General features: G+C 39.4%; 17 protein-coding genes. 11 read left to right on the top strand and 6 right to left on the bottom strand.

The features are described from left to right. Positions 1 to 38: 38 nt before the first annotated feature. The 5 genes from ACP6L2_RS17655 to ACP6L2_RS17675 form a co-directional block, all read right to left on the bottom strand. On the bottom strand, positions 39 to 1,832 hold the full coding sequence (locus ACP6L2_RS17655; protein ID WP_440510566.1) for an acyl-CoA dehydrogenase family protein: 1,794 nt from the start codon (positions 1,830 to 1,832) through the stop codon (positions 39 to 41). A 105-nt stretch (positions 1,833 to 1,937) separates the two neighbouring features. Continuing rightward, positions 1,938 to 3,110: an acetyl-CoA C-acyltransferase gene (locus ACP6L2_RS17660; RefSeq protein WP_440510567.1), complete on the bottom strand. Its 1,173-nt coding sequence runs from the start codon at positions 3,108 to 3,110 to the stop codon at positions 1,938 to 1,940. Positions 3,111 to 3,173: 63 nt separating this feature from the next. Beyond that, a complete protein-coding gene (locus ACP6L2_RS17665; protein ID WP_440510568.1) occupies positions 3,174 to 3,551 on the bottom strand; it encodes a four helix bundle protein in 378 nt (125 codons plus the stop codon). Positions 3,552 to 3,621: 70 nt separating this feature from the next. Next, on the bottom strand, positions 3,622 to 6,048 hold the full coding sequence (locus ACP6L2_RS17670) for a 3-hydroxyacyl-CoA dehydrogenase NAD-binding domain-containing protein (RefSeq protein ID WP_440510569.1): 2,427 nt from the start codon (positions 6,046 to 6,048) through the stop codon (positions 3,622 to 3,624). A gap of 24 nt (positions 6,049 to 6,072) precedes the next feature. Continuing rightward, complete coding sequence (locus tag ACP6L2_RS17675) at positions 6,073 to 6,519, bottom strand: MarR family winged helix-turn-helix transcriptional regulator (protein ID WP_440510570.1); 447 nt, start codon at positions 6,517 to 6,519, stop codon at positions 6,073 to 6,075. A 259-nt stretch (positions 6,520 to 6,778) separates the two neighbouring features. On the opposite strand from ACP6L2_RS17675, the gene ACP6L2_RS17680 reads away from it, so the two are divergent. Further along, positions 6,779 to 7,741, top strand: a complete 963-nt coding sequence (locus ACP6L2_RS17680) for an isopenicillin N synthase family dioxygenase (protein WP_440510571.1) — start codon at positions 6,779 to 6,781, stop codon at positions 7,739 to 7,741. A gap of 138 nt (positions 7,742 to 7,879) precedes the next feature. On the opposite strand, the gene ACP6L2_RS17685 is transcribed toward ACP6L2_RS17680, so the two are convergent. Next, a complete protein-coding gene (locus tag ACP6L2_RS17685; RefSeq protein WP_440510572.1) occupies positions 7,880 to 8,254 on the bottom strand; it encodes a DUF3127 domain-containing protein in 375 nt (124 codons plus the stop codon). Positions 8,255 to 8,319: 65 nt separating this feature from the next. Between ACP6L2_RS17685 and ACP6L2_RS17690 the strand changes: the two genes are divergently transcribed. From ACP6L2_RS17690 to ACP6L2_RS17735, 10 genes are all read left to right on the top strand, one after another. After that, positions 8,320 to 9,480, top strand: a complete 1,161-nt coding sequence (locus ACP6L2_RS17690) for a THUMP domain-containing class I SAM-dependent RNA methyltransferase (RefSeq protein WP_440510573.1) — start codon at positions 8,320 to 8,322, stop codon at positions 9,478 to 9,480. Beyond that, positions 9,461 to 10,132 (top strand): HD domain-containing protein, encoded by a 672-nt coding sequence (locus ACP6L2_RS17695; RefSeq protein WP_440510574.1) that lies wholly within the window; start codon positions 9,461 to 9,463, stop codon positions 10,130 to 10,132. The genes ACP6L2_RS17690 and ACP6L2_RS17695 overlap by 20 nt, the downstream gene beginning before the upstream one ends. A 55-nt stretch (positions 10,133 to 10,187) precedes the next feature. Beyond that, positions 10,188 to 11,042: a phosphodiester glycosidase family protein gene (locus ACP6L2_RS17700; RefSeq protein WP_440510575.1), complete on the top strand. Its 855-nt coding sequence runs from the start codon at positions 10,188 to 10,190 to the stop codon at positions 11,040 to 11,042. A 7-nt stretch (positions 11,043 to 11,049) separates the two neighbouring features. After that, positions 11,050 to 11,808, top strand: a complete 759-nt coding sequence (locus ACP6L2_RS17705) for a glycerophosphodiester phosphodiesterase (RefSeq protein WP_440510576.1) — start codon at positions 11,050 to 11,052, stop codon at positions 11,806 to 11,808. 1 nt (position 11,809) lies between these two features. Beyond that, on the top strand, positions 11,810 to 12,652 hold the full coding sequence (locus tag ACP6L2_RS17710) for an endonuclease/exonuclease/phosphatase family protein (RefSeq protein ID WP_440510577.1): 843 nt from the start codon (positions 11,810 to 11,812) through the stop codon (positions 12,650 to 12,652). A 150-nt stretch (positions 12,653 to 12,802) separates the two neighbouring features. Further along, positions 12,803 to 13,573, top strand: a complete 771-nt coding sequence (locus tag ACP6L2_RS17715) for a DUF4197 domain-containing protein (RefSeq protein WP_440510578.1) — start codon at positions 12,803 to 12,805, stop codon at positions 13,571 to 13,573. Positions 13,574 to 13,667: 94 nt separating this feature from the next. Next, entirely contained in the window at positions 13,668 to 14,921 is a 1,254-nt protein-coding gene (pepT, locus tag ACP6L2_RS17720) for a peptidase T (RefSeq protein ID WP_440510579.1), read from the top strand. 47 nt (positions 14,922 to 14,968) lie between these two features. Then, positions 14,969 to 15,532 carry a nitroreductase family protein gene (locus ACP6L2_RS17725; RefSeq protein WP_440510580.1) on the top strand — a complete coding sequence of 188 codons (564 nt, stop codon included), beginning with the start codon at positions 14,969 to 14,971 and terminating at the stop codon, positions 15,530 to 15,532. Positions 15,533 to 15,781: 249 nt separating this feature from the next. Continuing rightward, entirely contained in the window at positions 15,782 to 19,009 is a 3,228-nt protein-coding gene (locus tag ACP6L2_RS17730; RefSeq protein WP_440510581.1) for a SusC/RagA family TonB-linked outer membrane protein, read from the top strand. Between the two features lie 10 nt (positions 19,010 to 19,019). Further along, positions 19,020 to 20,756, top strand: a complete 1,737-nt coding sequence (locus ACP6L2_RS17735; RefSeq protein WP_440510582.1) for a RagB/SusD family nutrient uptake outer membrane protein — start codon at positions 19,020 to 19,022, stop codon at positions 20,754 to 20,756. Positions 20,757 to 20,840 lie beyond the last annotated feature (84 nt).

Consider the following 20,840-nt stretch of genomic DNA (forward strand, 5'->3'; position numbering starts at 1 on the left):
TGTTTTGAGGCAGGGCTTTAAACAATTTTTTATTTCTTCTAGAAGCAATATTTATTTTCTTCAATAAGCTTCTTAGCGATTCGCTGACGTGCTTCTTTCACATTGAAAGGTTGCGCTTTTGTGAATCGACGTAGACCAACCAACATCATATTCAACTCGTCACCTTCACCGAAAGAATAAAGGGCTTCTTTACCAGCAGCATTTACCTTATCAATAGCACCGTATAAATAGATTTTCGCCATATCAGCAGCATAAGCAGCTTGGTCTCCACCTACGGTATGTTGTAATTTCTCCGCACGTAATACCACTGATTCTGCTACATAAACATAACCGATGATATCAGCGATATTCATTAAGATTTCTTGTTCTTTAGACAGGGACATCATTAATTTCTGAACTGCTGCACCGGCAATCATCAATCCTGCTTTTTTCAAGTTAGCAATGATTTTTTTCTCTGCTGCAAATGGAGTTTCATCTTCCTCACCGAAATCAGGGATAGACATCAATTCAGAGGCAACGGCCTGTGCAGGACCCATTAAATCCAATTCACCTTTCATGGCACGTTTTAGCAACATGTCCACAACTAATAAGCGGTTTACTTCGTTGGTTCCTTCGAAAATACGGTTGATGCGGGAGTCACGGTAAGCTCTTTCCATCGGTGCTTCAGCAGAATAGCCCATACCACCATAGATTTGAACACCCTCATCCACTACATAGTCTAGCATCTCTGAACACCAAACTTTAATGATGGCACATTCAATAGCAAATTGCTCTACTGATTTTAATTTAGCTTTTGCTTCATCCATACCTGATGCAATTAAAGCATCGTAGGCATCATCAATATTTTGTCCAGCACGGTAAGTAGCCGATTCTGTAGCAAATAAACGGGTTGCCATTTCCGCTAACTTATAGCGAATTGCCCCAAATTTGGAGATTGGAAGGTTGAACTGTACACGCTCATTCGCATAGTTAATAGCTGTTGAAAGTACCGAACGCGCAGAACCGATAGTAGCTGCACCTAATTTGATACGACCAATGTTCAAGATGTTTACTGCGATCTTAAAGCCATTCTCACGCTCAGAAAGCATATTCTCTACAGGAACAGGACAGTCATTGAAAAAGATCTGACGGGTAGAAGAACCCTTGATACCCAATTTATGTTCTTCAGGGTTCATGGTGATGCCACCAAAATCTTTCTCAACGATAAATGCTGTAAGGTTTTTATCATCATCAATTTTAGCGAATACGATAAAAACATCTGCAAAACCACCATTGGTGATCCACATTTTCTGACCATTGATCAGGTAGTGTGTTCCTTCAGCATTTAACTTCGCAGAAGTACGTCCAGAATTCGCATCAGAACCGGAGTTAGGCTCTGTTAAACAGTATGCAGCTTTCCATTCACCAGTTGCTAATTTTGGGATGTATTTTGCTTTTTGTTCTGCATTTCCATAATAAAGGATAGGCAGTGTTCCGATACCTGTATGTGCTGAAAGGGCAACGGCAAAGGAGAAACCTCCACCTACTGCATCAGCAACAAGCATAGAAGTGTTAAAGTTCTTGCCGAAACCACCGTACTCCTCTGGGATGGATACACCAAGCATACCTAATTCGCCGGATTTGTCCATTAAGCTCTGCATTAAACCTTCTTCTTGGGCATCGATACGATCTAATTTGTTCAATACCTCGCTATCTAGAAAGTCAACACAGGTTTGGCGAATCATCTTTGCCTCTTCATCAAACTCCTCAGGGATGAAGATGTCTTGATAGGAAGTTTCACGGATGACAAATTCTCCGCCTTTGATTGCATTGTTTTTTACTTCTTCACTCATGATAAATTCTTTTATAAGTGCTAGGCTTTAGCCTAGCTAGATTGTTAATCTGTTTTTTAGTTCTTGGGTAATATTATTTTTTGTTAGTCTGTAGATTTTTATGAATTACAGCAATTCAAATATTCCTGCAGCTCCTTGACCCGTACCCACACACATGGTTACCATGCCGTACTTTTTGTTTTGACGTTTCAATTCGTTCAATACTTGTACTGTCAATTTAGCGCCGGTACATCCCAGTGGGTGTCCTAAGGCAATAGCTCCTCCGTTGACATTGACTTTGTTTTCATCCAATCCCAACTCGCGGATAACCGCCAGCGATTGTGAAGCAAATGCTTCGTTTAATTCAAAAAGATCAATGTCTTCTTTTTTCAATCCTGCTTGTTCCAATGCTTTTGGAATAGCGTAGATTGGTCCAATACCCATAATGCGAGGAGGCACACCTGCTACCGCATAGCTCACCAACTTGGCAATGGGGGTTAGGTTTAGTTCTTTCATTTTCTTTTCAGAAACAACCAATACAAAAGCGGCACCGTCTGAAGTTTGGGAAGAGTTACCAGCGGTAACAGATCCTTTGGCATCAAATACTGGCTTAAGGTTTGCCAATGCTTCCAATGAAGTATCAGCACGAGGGCCTTCATCTGTATCTACCACGTATTCACGGGTAGCGATCTTGCCATCTTTAATGTAATTTTCTTTTACCGTGATAGGTACAATACCATCCTTTAGGTGGCCATTTTTAATAGCGGCAACGGCACGTTGGTTGGATTGCAAAGCAAATTTATCCTGATCTTCTCTGGAGACATTGAATTCTTTGGCTACAGCTTCCGCAGTAAGACCCATTCCCCAATACCAATCTGGATGCTCTTTTGCCACCACTGGATTGGGCACGATCTTCCATCCTCCAAATGGCATTCCGGACATTACTTCGACACCACCAGCGATGATGACATCTGCCATTCCGGTTTTGATCTTAGCCACCGCAGTAGCGATGGTTTCCAATCCAGAAGCACAATAACGATTCACCGTAACGCCAGGTACCTTATCAGTATCCAAACCCATTAGTGAAATGAAACGTGCCATATTTAAACCTTGCTCTGCCTCTGGCATTGCATTCCCGACGATCACGTCGTCTATATCTTCTTTGTTCAGATTCGGCACCGAAGCCATCAAATGCTTAATGACCGAAGATGCTAAATCATCCGCACGCGTAAACCGGAAACCACCTCTAGGTGCCTTTCCAACCGCTGTACGAAAACCTGCTACAATGTATGCTTCCATGTGTGTTTTTTTTTAGATGTGAGACAACAGACAACAGATAATAGATGCCTGCCCCTCTTCTATTTATGATTTCTTATTCGTCTTGATTTCTCTTAATAATTTTTGACGAAAACCATAAATCATTTTTTGTATTTCAATTATTTTAAAAGACACTTCTTGTGACCTTTCAACATCAAGTAGACCTAATCTAGTTGCTATTATTACTTGCGTTAGCAATTCAAAACAAGATCCATTTGCTATTCCTAAAAAATGGATAAATTCCTTGTCAGAATTTCTCCCTGCACCTTCTGCAATATTGGATGCTATAGATACCACGGATCTCTTTATTTGAGATGATAAGCCAAATTTTTCATCGGATGGAAACTCAGTTAAAACTTTGTAGATTTCTGCGGAAAGATCAATGGCTTTATGCCAAACTTTGATCTCTTTGATATTGTGCATTTATTAAATTTTAGCTTTGTGTCTTGAAAAAAATCTGTTATCTGATGTCTGTTGTCTGATGTCTTTTTACCTAGTTTCTCAATGCCTTGCCTGTAGTCAACATATGCTGAATTCTTTCTAGGGTTTTGCGTTCGGTGCAGAGCTCTAGGAAGGCTTTTCTTTCCAGATCCAGGAGGTATTGCTCCGATACGTCTACTGGTTGGGAGATGTCTCCACCGGCCATGACATAACCTAGTTTTTCAGATATTTTCTTGTCGTGTTCCGAGATGTAGTGTCCTGCTTCCATGGATGAGGCACCGACGTATACTAAGCCTAATGCTTGATTGCCTAGGGCTTTGATATCGGTACGTTGGATCGGCTGTACATATCCAGCATCGGCAAGCTCAATGGCTTTAGCTTTTGCATCGGCAAGTAGTCGAGCACGATTCATCGTGATGGCATATTTACCTTGTTGTAGATAACCTAATTCGTAGGCTTCTACAGCTGATGTAGATACTTTTGCTTGTCCAATGGTTAAGAAGCGATCTCTGAAGTAGTTTTGATCAATTTGATCTGGACGGTAATCGTCAGAAGCGCGTAACGCAAATTCCTTAGAACCACCACCACCAGGGATAACACCTACACCAAACTCTACTAATCCCATATAGGTTTCAGCATGTAGCTGTACAAAGTCAGCATGCATAGAGAATTCACAACCACCACCTAAGGTCAGTTGGAAAGGTGCTGCTACAACTGGAATGGCAGAATAACGGATACGCATGGATGTATTTTGGAACATGCGAACCGCCATGTTTAATTCATCGTAGTCTTGCTCCACCGCCATCATGAATATCATGCCGATATTAGCGCCTGCAGAGAAGTTTTTACCATCGTTGGATATAACCAGTCCACGGTATTCTTTTTCCGCTAAATCAATCGCTTTATTGAGTCCTTGGATGACTTCACCACCAATGGTATTCATCTTGGTATGGAATTCAACGTTCAGGATTCCATCGCCTAAGTCGATGATCGATACACCTGAGTTTTTCCAAATCGTTTTATTTTCACGGATATGATCTAAAACAATTAGATCTTCCGTTCCTGGAATAGGTTTGTAGGATTTCGATGCGATATCGTAATAATGGCGAACGCCATTTTCTACTTTATAGAAGCTTTCATTTCCAGCTTCCAACATATCATGAACCCATTGTGCAACTTCGCCGGTTTGACCAGGAAGACGCTTTTCTTCGGATTTGATTTTTTCTAGGGTTTCACGAACGCCTAAGGCATCCCATACTTCAAATGGACCAATTTCCCATCCGAAACCTGCGCGCATAGCGTCATCGATACGGAAGAAATCATCCGTGATTTCTGGTACACGTTTAGAAACATATTCAAACAATGGATAGTGCATGGCGCGGAATAGCTGCCCTGCTTTATCTGTTCCTTGTTCATAAACTTTCATGCGCTTACGGATATCCTCCACAGGTTTGGTAGCCTCAAGTGTACTTGATTTTACTTTCTGTTGCGGTCCGTATTCTAGGGTTTTTAGGTTTAAGGATAGGATTTCAGAACCGCCCTTGGCGTCTTTTACCTTTTCATAGAAACCTTTTTTGGTTTTTTCTCCTAGCCATTTATTTTCCACCATCTTATTGATGAATGTTGGCAATTGGAAAACACCTTTTGCTTCATCATCAGGAGCATTTTGTTCCAATCCTTTGGCTACATTCACTAAGGTATCTAAGCCCACCACATCCGCTGTACGGAAAGTAGCAGATTTAGGGTGACCCATTGCTGGACCGGTATATTTGTCCACTTCCTCCACGGTAAGATCCAGTTGCTCTACCAAATGGGTGATAGCCAACATGGAGTAAACCCCAATACGGTTACCGATAAAGGCTGGTGTATCTTTACATAAAACGACGGTTTTACCCAACATTTTATCACCATAATGCATCAAGAAATCAACTACTTCTTTCTTCGTGTCAGGAGTAGGGATGATTTCTAATAATTGAAGATAGCGCGGTGGATTGAAGAAGTGAGTACCACAGAAATTGGCTTTAAAATCTTCAGAGCGGCCTTCTGTCATCAGGTGAATTGGAATACCTGAGGTATTTGAGGTGATTAAAGTGCCAGCTTTGCGGAATTGTTCTACTTTTTCGAATACGGATTTCTTAATGTCTAGGCGTTCAACAACGACTTCAATTACCCAGTCCACATGAGCAATTTTTTCCATGTCGTCGTCGAAGTTTCCTGTGCTAATACGCTTGGCAAAGGACTTGCTGAATAATGGAGCAGGGTTTGACTTAATCGCTGTATCCAAAGATTGGTTTACGATTCTGTTTCTCACCAATGGACTCTCTAAAGTTAACCCTTTTGCCTGTTCAGCAGGTAAAAGTTCTCTAGGGACGATATCCAATAATAAGACCTCCACACCGATATTAGCAAAGTGGCAAGCAATGCGAGATCCCATTACACCGGATCCCAATACAGCAACTTTCTTAATATTTCTATTCATATCGTATATATTTTCTATGTTAAATTAAGGTTCTACTTGCAGCACCGGAGCATAGTTAGTCGCCAACTCATTGATCTTGACAAGCATCTTGATCATATTGGCTCTCTCCCTTTCAGAAAAGGAATTACTGAGGTACTCGTTGAATTCACGTACGACATCTTTCGCGATCTTTCTCTTCTCTCTACCTAATTCGGTAAGATAGACTTTCACCGATCTTTTATCGGTATCACTGGTCTCTCGGTAAATAAACCCGAGACCTTCGAGATTGTTCAACACACGGGATAAAGAAGTGGTCTTTACGCCGGTAGAGTTCGCAATCTGCGATACAGGTGTGCCGTCACGGTGAATATTGATCAGGATATAACCTGCCGCTTGTGTAAAGCCGTGTTGTGAGGCAATCACATTATACTTGTTGGCAACTGTTTGCCACGCCGTCTTTAAAAAGTAATCAAGGGTATTGTCCTGGCTCATATTTCGGTTATATTACTTATTTATTATGCAAGCATAACAAATTTAATAGATTCGATTGATAAATCAAACTGTTTTGTGATTTTTTGGGAAAACCATGACGATTGTTCATTTAATAGGTTAATCCGTACACAAATTAAGCATTGTGGATAAAATTATCTATTGAATATCATATATTTATGTTTAGGTCTGTGGCTGTTACCCACAGCTTAGAACATTTGGAGCGAATTATCCGTTAACTTTGTATTAAACAAAAACAAACATGGCATTAGTAAATATTCCCAGATTAGATCTTCAGCATTATACCATTGGTGATGAGGCACAAAGAGCACAATTTGTTCAAGATCTAGGTAAAGCCTTCAACGAAACAGGCTTTGTGACCATTGCAAATCATGGTTTATCACCTGAATTGATTGACGATCTATATAAAACTGTAAAGGCATTCTTTAATCTTCCAGAAGATATCAAGCGTAAGTATGAGTTCCCGGAATTAGCTGGTCAACGTGGTTATACTGCCAAAGGACGTGAGAAAGCTAAGGATTCTAAGACTCCAGATTTAAAAGAGTTTTGGCAACGCGGTCAAACGATTATTGATGAGGAATATTCAAAGGCAGATTTTCCAGATAATCCAAAGGTGGATGAACAGCCTCAATTTGATGAGATAACTGGGCAGATCTATAAGAAACTTGAGGAAGCTGGTCGTAATCTATTGAAAGCCATTGCTACTTATCTACAATTGCCAGAGGATTATTTTGAGCCGTTTGTACATAATGGAAATTCCATTTTACGTGCGATACACTACTTTCCGATTGAGAACCCTGAATTGATTTCTGATGATGCGGTCCGTGCTGGTGCTCATGAGGATATCAATCTAATTACTTTATTGATTGGAGCTTCTGCGGATGGCTTAGAGGTGCTAACCAAAGATAATGAGTGGTTCCCGATTAAAGCAAAAGGAGAGGATATCGTAGTGAATGTTGGGGATATGTTGCAGCGCTTGACCAATAATAAGTTGAAATCTACTACCCACCGTGTTGTTAACCCACCGCGTGAGTTGATGAAAACTTCCCGTTATTCGGTTCCATTCTTCTTGCATCCAAAATCAAGCATGAGCTTGGCTTCTTTGGATTCTTGTATTGATGCAGAACATCCGAAAGCGTATGAAGATTATACTGCAGGTCAATATTTGGACGAACGTCTCCGTGAGATTGGATTGAAAATGTAATTCCGTTCTTGGATAAATTATAGCAGTAGAGGCTTTCTCCTTAAATGGAAGAAAGCCTCTACTTTTTTGTTTACTCAAAAAAAGAGCAACAAAAAAAGCTGTACGGTGTGTACAGCTTTTTCATATGGTAACTTTCGATTAGAAAGGTAAATCGTCATCATCGGCACCGCTAGAGCTGATGTCTACTGGCGGCATATCCGCATAACCAGGAGCTTGAGCTGCTTGAGCAGTATTTGCTAATTTAGTAACACGCCATGCAACTAACGAGTTGAAATAGGTAGTTACACCTTCTTTGTTAGTCCAAGGACGACCACGAAGGTTGAAAGACACTTCGATATCATCACCAACTGCTAAATTATCAAATATATTTACGCGATCTTGTGTCGCTTCAAATCGAATATACTCTACGAATTGTGGGTTCTCAGCATAAGCAACAATAATATCTCTCTTTTTGAAAGACTCGGTTACTTGTTGCGTTGCACCTACCTCATGTACTTTTCCTCTAATTTCCATAACAAATTTATTAAACCGTAAAATTAAACATTTTTTGCTTACAGAATAAGTAACTTTGCAGAAATATGGCAGAAGTTTTCAACACACAAAGTAAGGTAATCGTCACTTGCAACCGTCGATTATCACCATTCTTAGAACAGGAAGTCCGCGATTTAGGATTCGATATAAAACGTGCATTCAATACTGGAGTAGAGCTTAAAGCCTCTGTAAATGAGTGTATCAAGCTTAATTTAAATCTTCATACTGCATCCCAAGTTTTATATGAACTAAAGGCTTTTCGTGCAAACAATGCCGATGAGCTTTATAAGAACTTAGTACAGATTCCTTGGGAGGATTTATTGCCTATTGATGGTTACTTTACTGTAACGTCTAATGTGCACAATGAAACCATTACAACTCCTTTATTTGCGAATGTCAAAGTTAAGGATGCTATTGTAGATCGCATTAAGAATAAGAAAGGCATGCGTCCGAATTCAGGACCTGATTTGAATCGTGCGGTGATACATTTACATTGGATGGAAGACAGAGCGGAGATCTTTTTGGATACTTCTGGAGAGACCTTAGCAAAGCACAGCTACCGTAAGCATCCAGGGAAAGCACCTATGTTGGAAGCCTTAGCAGCAGCTACCATATTGGCAACCAAATGGAATGGACGTTCTCCTTTTGTCAATCCGATGTGTGGTTCAGGTACTTTGGCTATCGAGGCCGCTTTGATGGCACAAACTCGTAAACCAGGTTTGCTGCGCATGAATTACTCCTTTATGCATTTCATTGGTTATGATGAGGAAGTATTCTTCAATGAACGCCGTATTTTAAAAGACATCACCGAGAAGACCAATCTTCCAGATATTATTGCCTCCGATATTTCATCCGAAGCAATTGAGATAGCGAAGTTAAATGCTCGCACTGCAGGAGTAGAACATTTAATCAAATTTGAAGTTTGTGATTTTGCAGAGACAACTGTGCCAGTAGGGCAAGGCGTCATCATGTTCAATCCGGAATATGGTGAACGACTAGGTGTTCACAGTAAATTAGAAATGACTTATGCACGCATTGGAGACTTCTTGAAAAAGGAGTGCCAAGGATATCGTGGATATGTATTTACGGGAAATCCAGATTTAGCAAAGAAAATCGGATTACGTGCTTCTCGCCGTTTTGAATTCTTTAATGGTAAATTAGACTGTCGCTTGTTACAATACGAATTATATGAAGGTTCCAAAGACTAACCAACAAGAAGAGATTATCCAAAAAACAGCTGCTTATGTTCAAGAGCAACTAAAGGATGCTGAATCAGGTCACGATTGGTGGCATATCCAAAGGGTATGGAACAATTGTAAATTGATTCTTCAAACTGAAGAAGCGGATGAATTTGTCTGTGAATTGACTGCTCTGTTGCATGATATTGCGGATAGCAAATTTTATGGAGGTGATGAAACCATCGGTCCACGAATGGCTGGGGAGTTTCTTAAGTCCTTGGATGTAGAGCATGAGGTTATCGAGCATGTGCAACAGATCATATTAAATATGTCCTTCAAGGCATCTCTTGGCGAAGTAAGCTTCCATTCTAAAGAGTTAGAAGTCGTACAAGATGCCGATCGTCTGGATGCCATTGGAGCAATTGGTATTGCTCGTGCCTTCAATTATGGCGGTTATAAAAATCGGGAGATCTATAATCCGGATGTACCGTTTCTAGAAAATCAATCGAAAGAAGCCTATAAAAATACGACAGCACCAACGATCAATCATTTTTATGAAAAGTTATTGTTACTGAAAAGTAAGATGAATACCGTGAGTGCTAAGCACATTGCTGCAGGAAGGCATGCCTTTATGGAAGACTTTTTGCAACAATTTTATGGTGAATGGAGAGGCGAACAATAAGTTTAACGATTTCTTAATAATAATTGGGTAATTTAGTGGGACAAGTTTGAAATACATGCTCCGACGAAATATTCAACACCTAATCCTATTCGTTGCAGTCTGTGTCATAGGACAAGTACAATTGCTCTATGCACAAGACCAAGACTCCCTTCAGTTCGTACAGACCAAATGGAACAGCAAGACTATTCAAAAAGGTGTCATCTGGCACCAAGCTCACTTCACTAATCTTTTCAATTCCATCCAAGAAGTTAATTGGGTAGAAGTTGATTTAAAGAAACTAGCTAAGCGAGTTCATATTGCCGGAGAGCCCAAAGTACTCAAGAAAACCAGTCAATTTGCCGAAGAAAACCAAGCCTTGGTAGCCATCAATGCTGGTTTCTTTGATGTGAAAAATGGTGGAGGAGTAGATCTAATAAAGGTTAATGGTCAAGTTATCAACTCTGGAGCACCATCTGCTGCACGTGCTAATGCCGTATTCTCTATCGATGGCAAAAAAGTCCGAATAGAATCCGTATCAGCAGAAACTACTATCAACGCTAAAGCAAAGAGCTTATTGGTCGCTGGACCATTGCTGGTTTCAAATAATACCCGTATTGCTTTACCGAATAGTCCATTCAATTCCAATAGACATCCTCGGTCTGCTGTTGGTATCAGTGGAAAAAACAAACTGATCTTAATCGTTGTGGATGGTCGTAGTAACCAATCTTATGGTATGTCCTTACCCGAATTAGCGAAGCTGATGCATTGGATAGGAGCTAAAGATGCCATGAATTTAGATGGTGGAGGTAGTTCCACCTTATATGTCGAAGGAGGTTCCGACAATAATATTGTAAATTATCCTTCAGATAATAAAAAGTTTGACCATGAAGGTCAACGTTCAGTTTCAAATATCATCTATTTAAAAAAATAAACAAACAATGAAGAATTCTATTTTAATCGTCATCATGTCACTTTTAGTTCATAGCGCTTTCGCTCAGACGGAAATTATTGCCCACCGCGGTGCTTGGAAAAACACCAATGCTCCACAAAACTCTATCGCTTCCTTAAAAGCAGCTATTGATCAAAAATGTTGGGGTAGTGAATTTGATGTTCACTTGACGAAGGACGATATTTTGGTTGTCAATCATGACCATGATTTCTATGGAATGGAGATTGAAGAAAATACCTATCAAGAATTATTAGCAAAGAAACACCCGAATGGAGAATCGCTACCAACTATTGACGAGTATTTACAAGCTGGTATGGGTCAAAAAGGAACCAAACTTATCTATGAGTTGAAGACTAGCCGTATTAGTAAGGCTCGTACGTTGAAAGCTGCTGAATTAGCTGTCGCTGCTGTCAAGAAAAACAAAGCACAGAAAATGGTGGAGTACATTGCTTTTGATTGGGATGCTTGTTTAAAGCTTCGTGAATTGGATAAAAAAGCGAAAGTACATTACTTAAATGGTGATAAAACACCAGCTGAAGTAAAAGCAGCTAAATTAACAGGTGTAGATTATAACTTGAATGTTTTCAAAAAGAACCCTACTTGGGTAAAGGAATTTAAAGCTGCAAAATTGAAAACTAACGTGTGGACTGTAAATACCGAAGAGGATATGAAGCTTTTCATCAATGATAAAATTGACTTCATTACTACTGACCAACCGGAGTTGTTGAAAACAGTATTAGCGAAATAAAATGAAGAAGTTCTTATTGGGAATTAGCTTACTGCTCTTGGGGTTTGCAGTTAGTGCACAAACCAGCATGCAGGTAGCTTCTTTTAATATCCGCCAGAAGAATACCCATGATCAAGGTAATATGTGGGCTGATCGCAAGCAGGCCGTTACAGATTTAATCAAGTATCATGAGTTCGACATCTTTGGTGTTCAAGAAGCTTTTAAAGATCAGCTGGATGACATGTCTGCCGATTTATCCAATTTTAAACATGTTGGAGTTGGTCGAGATGATGGAGCGCAGAAGGGTGAATACTCCGCTATCTTCTATGATGCTACGCGTTTCAAGCTGCTAAATAACGGTACCTTTTGGTTATCTGCTACCGATACGGAGAAGCCTAACAAAGGTTGGGATGCAGCCCTTCCTAGAATTTGTACATGGGGTATCTTTCAAGACCTGAAGAACAAAAAGAAATTCATTTTTATGAATACGCATTTTGATCATGTAGGGGTAGAGGCTCGTAAGGAAAGTGCTAAGCTAATCCTGGCTAAAGCCAAAGGATTTGCCAAAGACCTACCATTAATTCTTACAGGTGATTTTAATGTTGATGAGAAAAATGAAGCCTATTTCACGCTCTCCAAAAGTGGCGTTGTACAAGATGCTTATGATCTTGCCAAGATAAAATATGAGCCAAATTCTAGCTTTAATGGCTGGGGTAAATCCATTAAACCAAGCGGTAGAATAGATCATATTTTTATTACTAAGCCATTTACGGTGCGTAAATATGGGATTTTAACCGATACATTCATGAACAAATTCCCTTCAGACCATTTTCCTGTTGCTATAGAACTGATCTGGCCCAAATAAAACAAACAAAATAGTGTATAAGGCTATCCTTCAAGTGGGGTAGCCTTTTTTGATTTTAAAGAAGGCTTATTCCGCTACATTTATTGGGATTCAGGAAAAACAAAAAAGCAGATTGCCTAATAATTTGTTATTTTTGAGAAAATGAACTATATGAAAAAGCCACTGATCATCGGTCTTTGTAGCACAGCCATCTTCTTTTCGAGCTGTGACGTCATGAACCAAGGAGGAGGAATTATGTTGCCTCCAGGAGGAACAACAACCAGTAACCCTGGAACTACTACTGGAAATTCTACTGGTACAATCACACAAGCAGAAGCAAATACTGGTGTAAAACAAGCCCTTAACAATGGTTTGCAACAAAGTATACAGATCCTTTCTGCTAAAGATGGTTTCCTAGGAGATCAAATGGTCAAAATATTAATGCCTGAGGAAGCTCGTAAAGTGGAGTCTGCTTTGCGTGCGGTTGGTATGGGTAATTTGTGTGATCAGTTTATCACCAGTATGAATCGTGCTGCGGAAACTGCGGTTAAAGAAGCCTCTTCGGTATTTATCAATTCCTTATCCAGAATGACAATTAACGATGCTTTCAATATTTTATTGAGTGGCAAACAAGATGCTGCAACGACTTTTTTCAAGAACAGTACATCAGCCGAACTAACTACACGCTTCAGTCCGATTATTCAATCCGCAATGGGTAAAAATAATGTTTCTGGTTACTGGACTCAATTGACTACGGCTTACAATCAATTGCCATTGGGTAAAAAGATCGAGACAGATTTAACTGCTTATGTTACTCGAAAAGCAATCGATGGTTTGTTTGTTAAAGTAGCTGATCAAGAGCTTAAGATTCGTCAAAATATTGGTGGTGCTCGAAATTCAGGTATCTTGGAAAAGGTATTCGGTTGGGCCGATAAGCAATAATAACTTCATTAAATATAAAACCGAAACAGCCAGTTAAACTAAATAACTGGCTGTTTCTAATTTAGGTAGCCGTAATAATTTGTAGATTTGCCTTATGGAAATTAATAACATTACTGATTTTCAGGTCGCTGAAAATTTTAAACGATATGTTCAGATTGATACCCAATCTGATGTGCAGTCAACAACTGTCCCTTCAACAGAAAAACAAAAAAATCTTAGTCGCATATTGGTAGAAGAATTGCTTCAAATTGGTATTAAAGATGCTCACTTGGATGACTTAGGCTATGTATATGCCACTATCCCTTCCAATACCGATAAGCAAGTTCCCGTAATTTGTTTTTGTTCGCATGTGGATACTTCTCCTGACTCTTCAGGTACGGATGTAAAACCAATGGTTCATGCTAATTATCAAGGTCAAGACTTAGTATTGCCTGATGATAACAAGATCGTCATCCGTATGGCTGACCATCCAGATTTAAAAGATCAGATCGGCAATGATGTTATTACTGCTTCTGGGAAGACTTTGTTAGGAGCTGATGATAAAGCTGGAGTAGCAGAGATTATGGATGCTGCTCGTATTTTAATGGCAAATCCTGAAATTAAGCATGGTGACATCCGTATTTTATTTACCCCGGATGAAGAAATTGGTCGTGGAGTAGACCATGTGGATATGGATAAGTTAGGAGCGCAATATGGCTATACCATGGATGGAGAGCGTGCCGGAACCCTAGAGGATGAAACATTCTCAGCAGATGGTGTTAAGATCAAGATTGACGGAGTTTCCATTCACCCGGGCTATGCGAAGGGTAAAATGATAAATGCCATCAAGATTGCAGCAGAGATTGTGGATGCACTACCAAAGGATCGTTTATCACCAGAGACTACACGAGCTAAGGAAGGTTTTGTTCACCCGACAAGTATTGAAGGTTCTGTAGAAGAAACCGTATTGAGTTTTATCATTCGTGACCACGATACTAATAAGTTAGCAGATCACGAAAAAGAGCTTGAAGAGATAGTTAAATCCGTTATGGTGAAATACCCTGCTGCGGCTTATACCTTTGAAGTGTCTGAGCAATACCGTAACATGAAAGAGGTATTGGATCAACATCCACGTGTTGTGGATATTGCTTTGATGGCTATTGAACGTGCTGGCATGAAAGCCGAGAAACGTAGTATCCGTGGAGGAACTGATGGATCTCGCTTATCTTTTATGGGTCTACCTTGTCCGAATATATTCGCTGGTGGCCATGCCTTCCATGGTAAGCAAGAGTGGGTATCAGTACAAGACATGCAAAAAGCTGTATTGACTATTTTACATATCGCTGTCCTTTGGGAAGAGGTATCCTAATCCAAATTTTACTTATATTAGAAACAGCAGCCATTAAAATATAATTTATGCAAAACGAAGTATTAAAAGCAATTCAATTCCGTAGATCCGTATTCCAGGCAAACTTTACTGATGAGGAAGTTAGTCGCGAAGAGATCATGACTATTTTAGAGGCTGCTAACGCAGCTCCAACGCACAAACGCACACAACCTTGGCGTTTTGTCATATTCCGCAATGAAGGTCTTCTACGCTTAGGTGATGAGTTGGCAAGAATTTATAAATCGATTACACCTGCAGAGAAATACACGGAAGCAACCGAGCAAAATATGGCTAAAAAGGCTACCCAGTCTAATGTAGCTATTGCGATCGTGGTGAACTATACTGGTGATGTTCCGGAATGGGAAGAAATTGCCGCTACAGCATGTGCTGTAGAAAATATGTGGTTGGCAGCTTATTCTATTGGTGTAGGCGGTTATTGGGCTACTCCAGGTATGATCAATCACATTGGTCCATTCTTAAATCTAGAACCTAATCAACGTTGTATTGGATTTTTCTATTTAGGAAAACACCAATCTGAAGAAAGAGAAGCGGTTCGTAATCCCATTGAAGATAAAATTCGTTGGGAAGAATAATTAGAAAATAAAAATTTATAATATACTAGCCTAGACTTTAATTTTATCTTAAATTAAGTTTAGGCTTTTTTATTGAAACTCAATTAATCTTTGTAACATTTTATCATTTATAAACGCGGTTCTCAATCGTTTTCGTAATTAACACAATCGTTTGTGTTAATTCTATGTTTACAATTTGCTAAATATCTTTTCTAGACTTACGGTTAGTATAACCAAAATTGTACTAAAAAACCTTTCATCTGATAAGAAATGAGCAAAAAAGATTATTTTCCAAAAGGGAGATGGACTAAGGCCTTTATTCATTTAGCCTTACTTTCACCTCTAACGCTTTTTGCATCTCCAAGCTTTGGCCCCAAAGTAACAGATTCAAAAGACCAGCCATTTGTACTGAACAAAAGTTTTAGTGCGCAGCAAGAAATTTCCGGAACAGTACGTGATAAGGATGGGAATCCTTTAGCGGGAGTAACTGTAAGTGTCAAGGCAGAAGGCAAATCGACTTCTACTGATGTGAATGGTAAATTTAGTATCGCTGTTGCCTCAAACAGCAGTATTCTTAGTTTTACCTATGTTGGATTTGAAACCAAGGAACTGACTGCAGCAAGTGCCAGTTCGGTGGTATTAGAACAGTCCTCAGATGTTATTGACGAAGTAGTAGTCGTAGCTTATGGTAGACAAAAGAAATCGAATTTAACCTCAGCAGTTTCACAGGTAGATCCTAAAGTATTGCAGGATCGTCCTTCACCAACTGTGACCAATATGTTGCAAGGTGCAGCTCCAGGTTTAGTGGTGACAAGAAACTCAGGTAGACCAGGAGGTCAGGGCTTAAACATCAAATTGCGTGGGGAGACCTCAGCAAATGGTAGTGTAAACCCATTAATTGTCATCGATGGTGTCATTAGTTCTGAAGAAACCTTTGTAGCGATCAATCCTTCTGATATAGAAAACATCTCCGTATTAAAGGATGGTGGTGCAACCGCAATCTATGGTGCTAAATCAGCAGGAGGTGTCATCTTGGTAACCACCAAAAAAGGTGCGGCTGGAACCGGTAGAATTTCCTTGTCTAGTAACGTCGGTGTACAATCACCAAGTGCTATGCCTGATCGTCTTTCATTGATCGACGAGATGAATTATGTGAATTTGGCAAGAGCAAATGCAAATGTAGGTCCTGAGTATTCGGAAGATGATCTAAATTATGCGGTTAATGGCCCAACCTTCGTTAAAAACAAAGACGGACAGTGGGTGACTTATAACCAACAAAATATTCTAGATCAAGTCGTTCAGAAAAAATACAACATCTATAACAACAATATCCAGTTCTCTGGTGGTAGTGAAAAGATTACCTATATGGCATCCTTAGGGAACATGACCCAAAATGGTATGTTCAAGGTAGGTAATGATAAATTTTCACGTATCAATGCTCGTGCTAATATCTCTGCGCAGGTAAATGATTACTTGAAATTGGATATAGGAAATGCTTTTATCAATCAAGATACACGTAATCCGCAAGATGGTGGATATGGTATTGACGGTGGGGGTAACTCTATTCTTCGCCAATTCTATTCTTCCAGAATGCGTTTCCCGATTTATAATGAAGATGGTACATATTTCAAAAGTGGTACTTCATCAGCATTCGGATATGCATTAATGAAAGATGGTGGTTTCAATAATGATTTAAAACGTACTTATTTCAACAATGCTACTGCTACGATTAACAATTTCGTAAAAGGCTTGGAAATTAAATTGATGTACAGTAGAGAGCATATTGAACTACAGAATAGGAATTTTAGAAGAACAGTAGATTTTTATACCGGACCAGAACCGAAAACAAAATCTCAATTAAATAATCCTAATAACTATTCGATTGCCAATACCAAGCAATTAAAGCAAAATGTTCAAGCAGTAGTGGACTATAACTTAACTGTTGCTGAAAAACACAACTTCCATGCTATGGGTGGTTTTCAGTTCTATGGAGAGGAATACCAATATCAATCTGCTTCAACGAAGAATCTTTATGTAAATGATAATCCATCACTGAACTTTACGTCAGATCCATTGAATAAATCGCATAGCCAAAATGCATATGCTGAAAAGATGCAGTCTTTCTTTGGTCGATTCAATTATAATTTCGATGAGAAGTACTTGTTTGAAGCGACTATCCGTTCAGACGAAAGTTCAAGATTAAGTCCGGGCAAACGTGTTCAGGTGTTTCCGTCTTTCTCTGCTGGTTGGAATATGACCAAGGAGTCTTGGTTCAATAAGGCATTGCCAATCTTTGATGAGTTTAAACCACGTGTTTCTTGGGGTAAAGTAGGTTCGACAATTGGAATCGGTTACTACGATTTCCTTGCTCAATTGAGTACGAACTCCAACCTAAACATCTTCGATTTAAAACAGACTTATCTATGGCAAAATGCATTGCCAGGTGATGAGATTTCTTGGGAAATTATTGAGACTAGAAACATCGGTCTTGACTTCAGTTTATTAAACAGAAAGCTTTCAGGAACATTTGAATATTTCAATAAGTTCAACAATAACATGTTGGTGCCAGTTACTTATCCAGCGACCATTGGAATTGCTGTGCCTAAGTCGAATGATGGTAGAATGAAAACTTGGGGATGGGAAGCTAGCTTAAATTACCGTGATAAAATCGGTGATGATTTCAACTACAATGTTGGAGTAAGCATGGCCGATAACCAAAATAAATTAATCAAATATGGGGGTGCGGCTAATACACAAGTGTATTCGGGAATCAACAACCTAGTAGAAGGTTATGCTCTTAAATCTATCTGGGTATATAAAACCGATGGTTATTTCCAAAATGCGCAAGAGTTGGAAGGCGCACCTAGTTATGAACGTTTCATCAATAAAACTGGTGTTCCAGGAGTTGGTGATGTACGTTATGTGGATGTTGATAACGATGGGATTATCACACCAGGAGAGAATGTGGTAGGGAAGACTGGTGATATGATTTATTTGGGCGATACCAATCCCCGTTACCAATACGGTATCAATGCTTATATGGGTTATAAAAACTTTGACTTCTCCTTCTTTATTCAGGGTATTGGCAAACGTTGGTTAAAACCTAGTAACGAGTTAATCCAACCGCAATTGTATTCTTATTACTTGCCAATGGATTTCCAAATGGATTACTGGACGGAGGAAAATCGCAATGCAGCATTCCCTAGACCATTCTTAGAAGGTGGGCATAACTTCCAAAACTCCGATAAGTGGTTCTTGAGCGGGGCATATGCACGTTTGAAAAATGTGCAATTGGGATATACTTTAAACAAGGATGTCATCAAAAAGATGCCGTTTAACCGTGTTCGACTTTATATTTCAGCAGAGGATATCTTAACGGTATCCAAGTTGGGAGTATTTAAAGGAGCCCTTGACCCAGAAATCAGACCTGAAGATAATAAGGTATCACCTTATCCATTCGCTACTACGGTATCCTTTGGTCTAAATATCGATTTATAAAATTGAAGTCATGAAAAAGAGATTTATATATATATTACTAGGTTCATTGACATTTTTGGGAATCCAATCATGTGATATCAATGAACTACCGGAGACGACCATGAATGATCAAAATTATTGGAATACAGTAAATGATTTACGCATGGCTGCCAATTATTTTTACACCACATTACCAGGGTTAACCGCTGCGGAAGCTCAGCAGGATGTGTGGTCTGGTTATGCTTATAAAGCAACTGGTTCTGAGGCTCAGGTGAGCGATGGCTCTAGACCAACGGCTGTTACCAGTGCAGATTATAATTACTTTAGCATTTTTCAAGCAAATAAACTGATTGAAAAAGCGCCAAGTATCATTGAAAAAGGTGCGACAGAGAAAGAAGTAAACTATTATGTAGGCGAAGCCTATTTCTTCCGTGCCATGTATTATTTTGAAATGTTCAAGCGTTTTGGTGGTGTACCTTTGATTACCAAAACCTTGACAACCAACGATCCGGAAGTTTTTAATGCTCGTGCAACACGTGAGGAAACATTTAATCAGATTCTTGCTGATCTTGATAAATCCATCGAGCTACTTCGTACAAATGCGGAGACTATTAGTGCAAAGGAATACGGACGTATTTCAAAAACTGCAGCCTTAGCTTATAAAGCAAGAGTTGCCCTATTTGAAGGTACGAGAGAGAAATTCCATAAATATGGTGATGCTAATAAACACCTGACCATTGCGCGCGATGCTGCCAAACAGGTGATGGATTCCAAAGAGTATGGTTTGTTCACTCAGCCTACGGTTGGTAAAAACGGAGAACGCCTAAACGATGCTTATTTCAACCTGTTTCAGTTAGCAGGCGAAGGTAGTGCGAATAAGGAAAACATCATTGTAAGACTTTATGGTGTGAACCGTGAGAACAACATTTCCTCTAATACCATACAACGTACCTACGAAGGAGCAAATGTGACCCCAACCCAAAATTTCGTTGATTACTACTTAATGGCAGATGGACTTCCAATTACAAAATCACCATTATATTCTGAGCCAACTAAAACATCTACGCATATAGGTTATTTCAGCAAGAAGGATCCTAGGATGAGCTTTACCATCTTTAAGAAAGGTGATGAGTTCATTGCTAGTACCAATTATACTTTGCCTAACCCTAGAATGCACCTTAGTGGATTTGGTGTAAGAAAGTATGCTAATAAGGAATATTGGAACCTTCAATCCTCTTTTATTGATAAACCGATATTGCGTTATGCGGAAGTCTTATTGACCTATGCTGAGGCAACTTATGAGCTGAATAATGCTATTTCAGATGCAGATTTAGATCTAAGTATCAATTTAATTCGCGCGCGTTTACCGCAGATTAATGTAGGTACTGATGCTGCTCCCAACTTTGTGGATATGCCTAAGTTAACCAATGCTTTTGTCAATGCGAATGGCTTAAAAATGCAAGATGAAATCCGTAGAGAGCGTTTAGTAGAATTGGCATTCGAAGGATTTGCATATTGGGATTTAATACGTTGGAAAACAGCTGAGGTGGAAATGCTTAAAGCACGTTTGGGAAGTTATTTTTTCACCGAGTATTTAACAGCACCCGGAGAGAAATGGTCTGCCTCAACACCAGTGGATAGCAAGAATTACATCTTGCTTCAAGATGCTAAGTTGAGGAAGTTTGATCCAGAGAAGGATTATTTATGGTCAATCCCTACAAGTGAGATTACCATCAATCCAAAGATTGAACAAAATCCTAAATGGTAAAGAAAACATATAGTAATTGTTAAATAAGATAGGGGCCAAATCTAATTAGATTGGCCCCTTGACTTTTACCTCTTCTTGTATTAT

Origin of the sequence: Sphingobacterium lactis (assembly GCF_051951495.1) — a bacterium.
GTDB lineage: Bacteria > Bacteroidota > Bacteroidia > Sphingobacteriales > Sphingobacteriaceae > Sphingobacterium > Sphingobacterium lactis_A.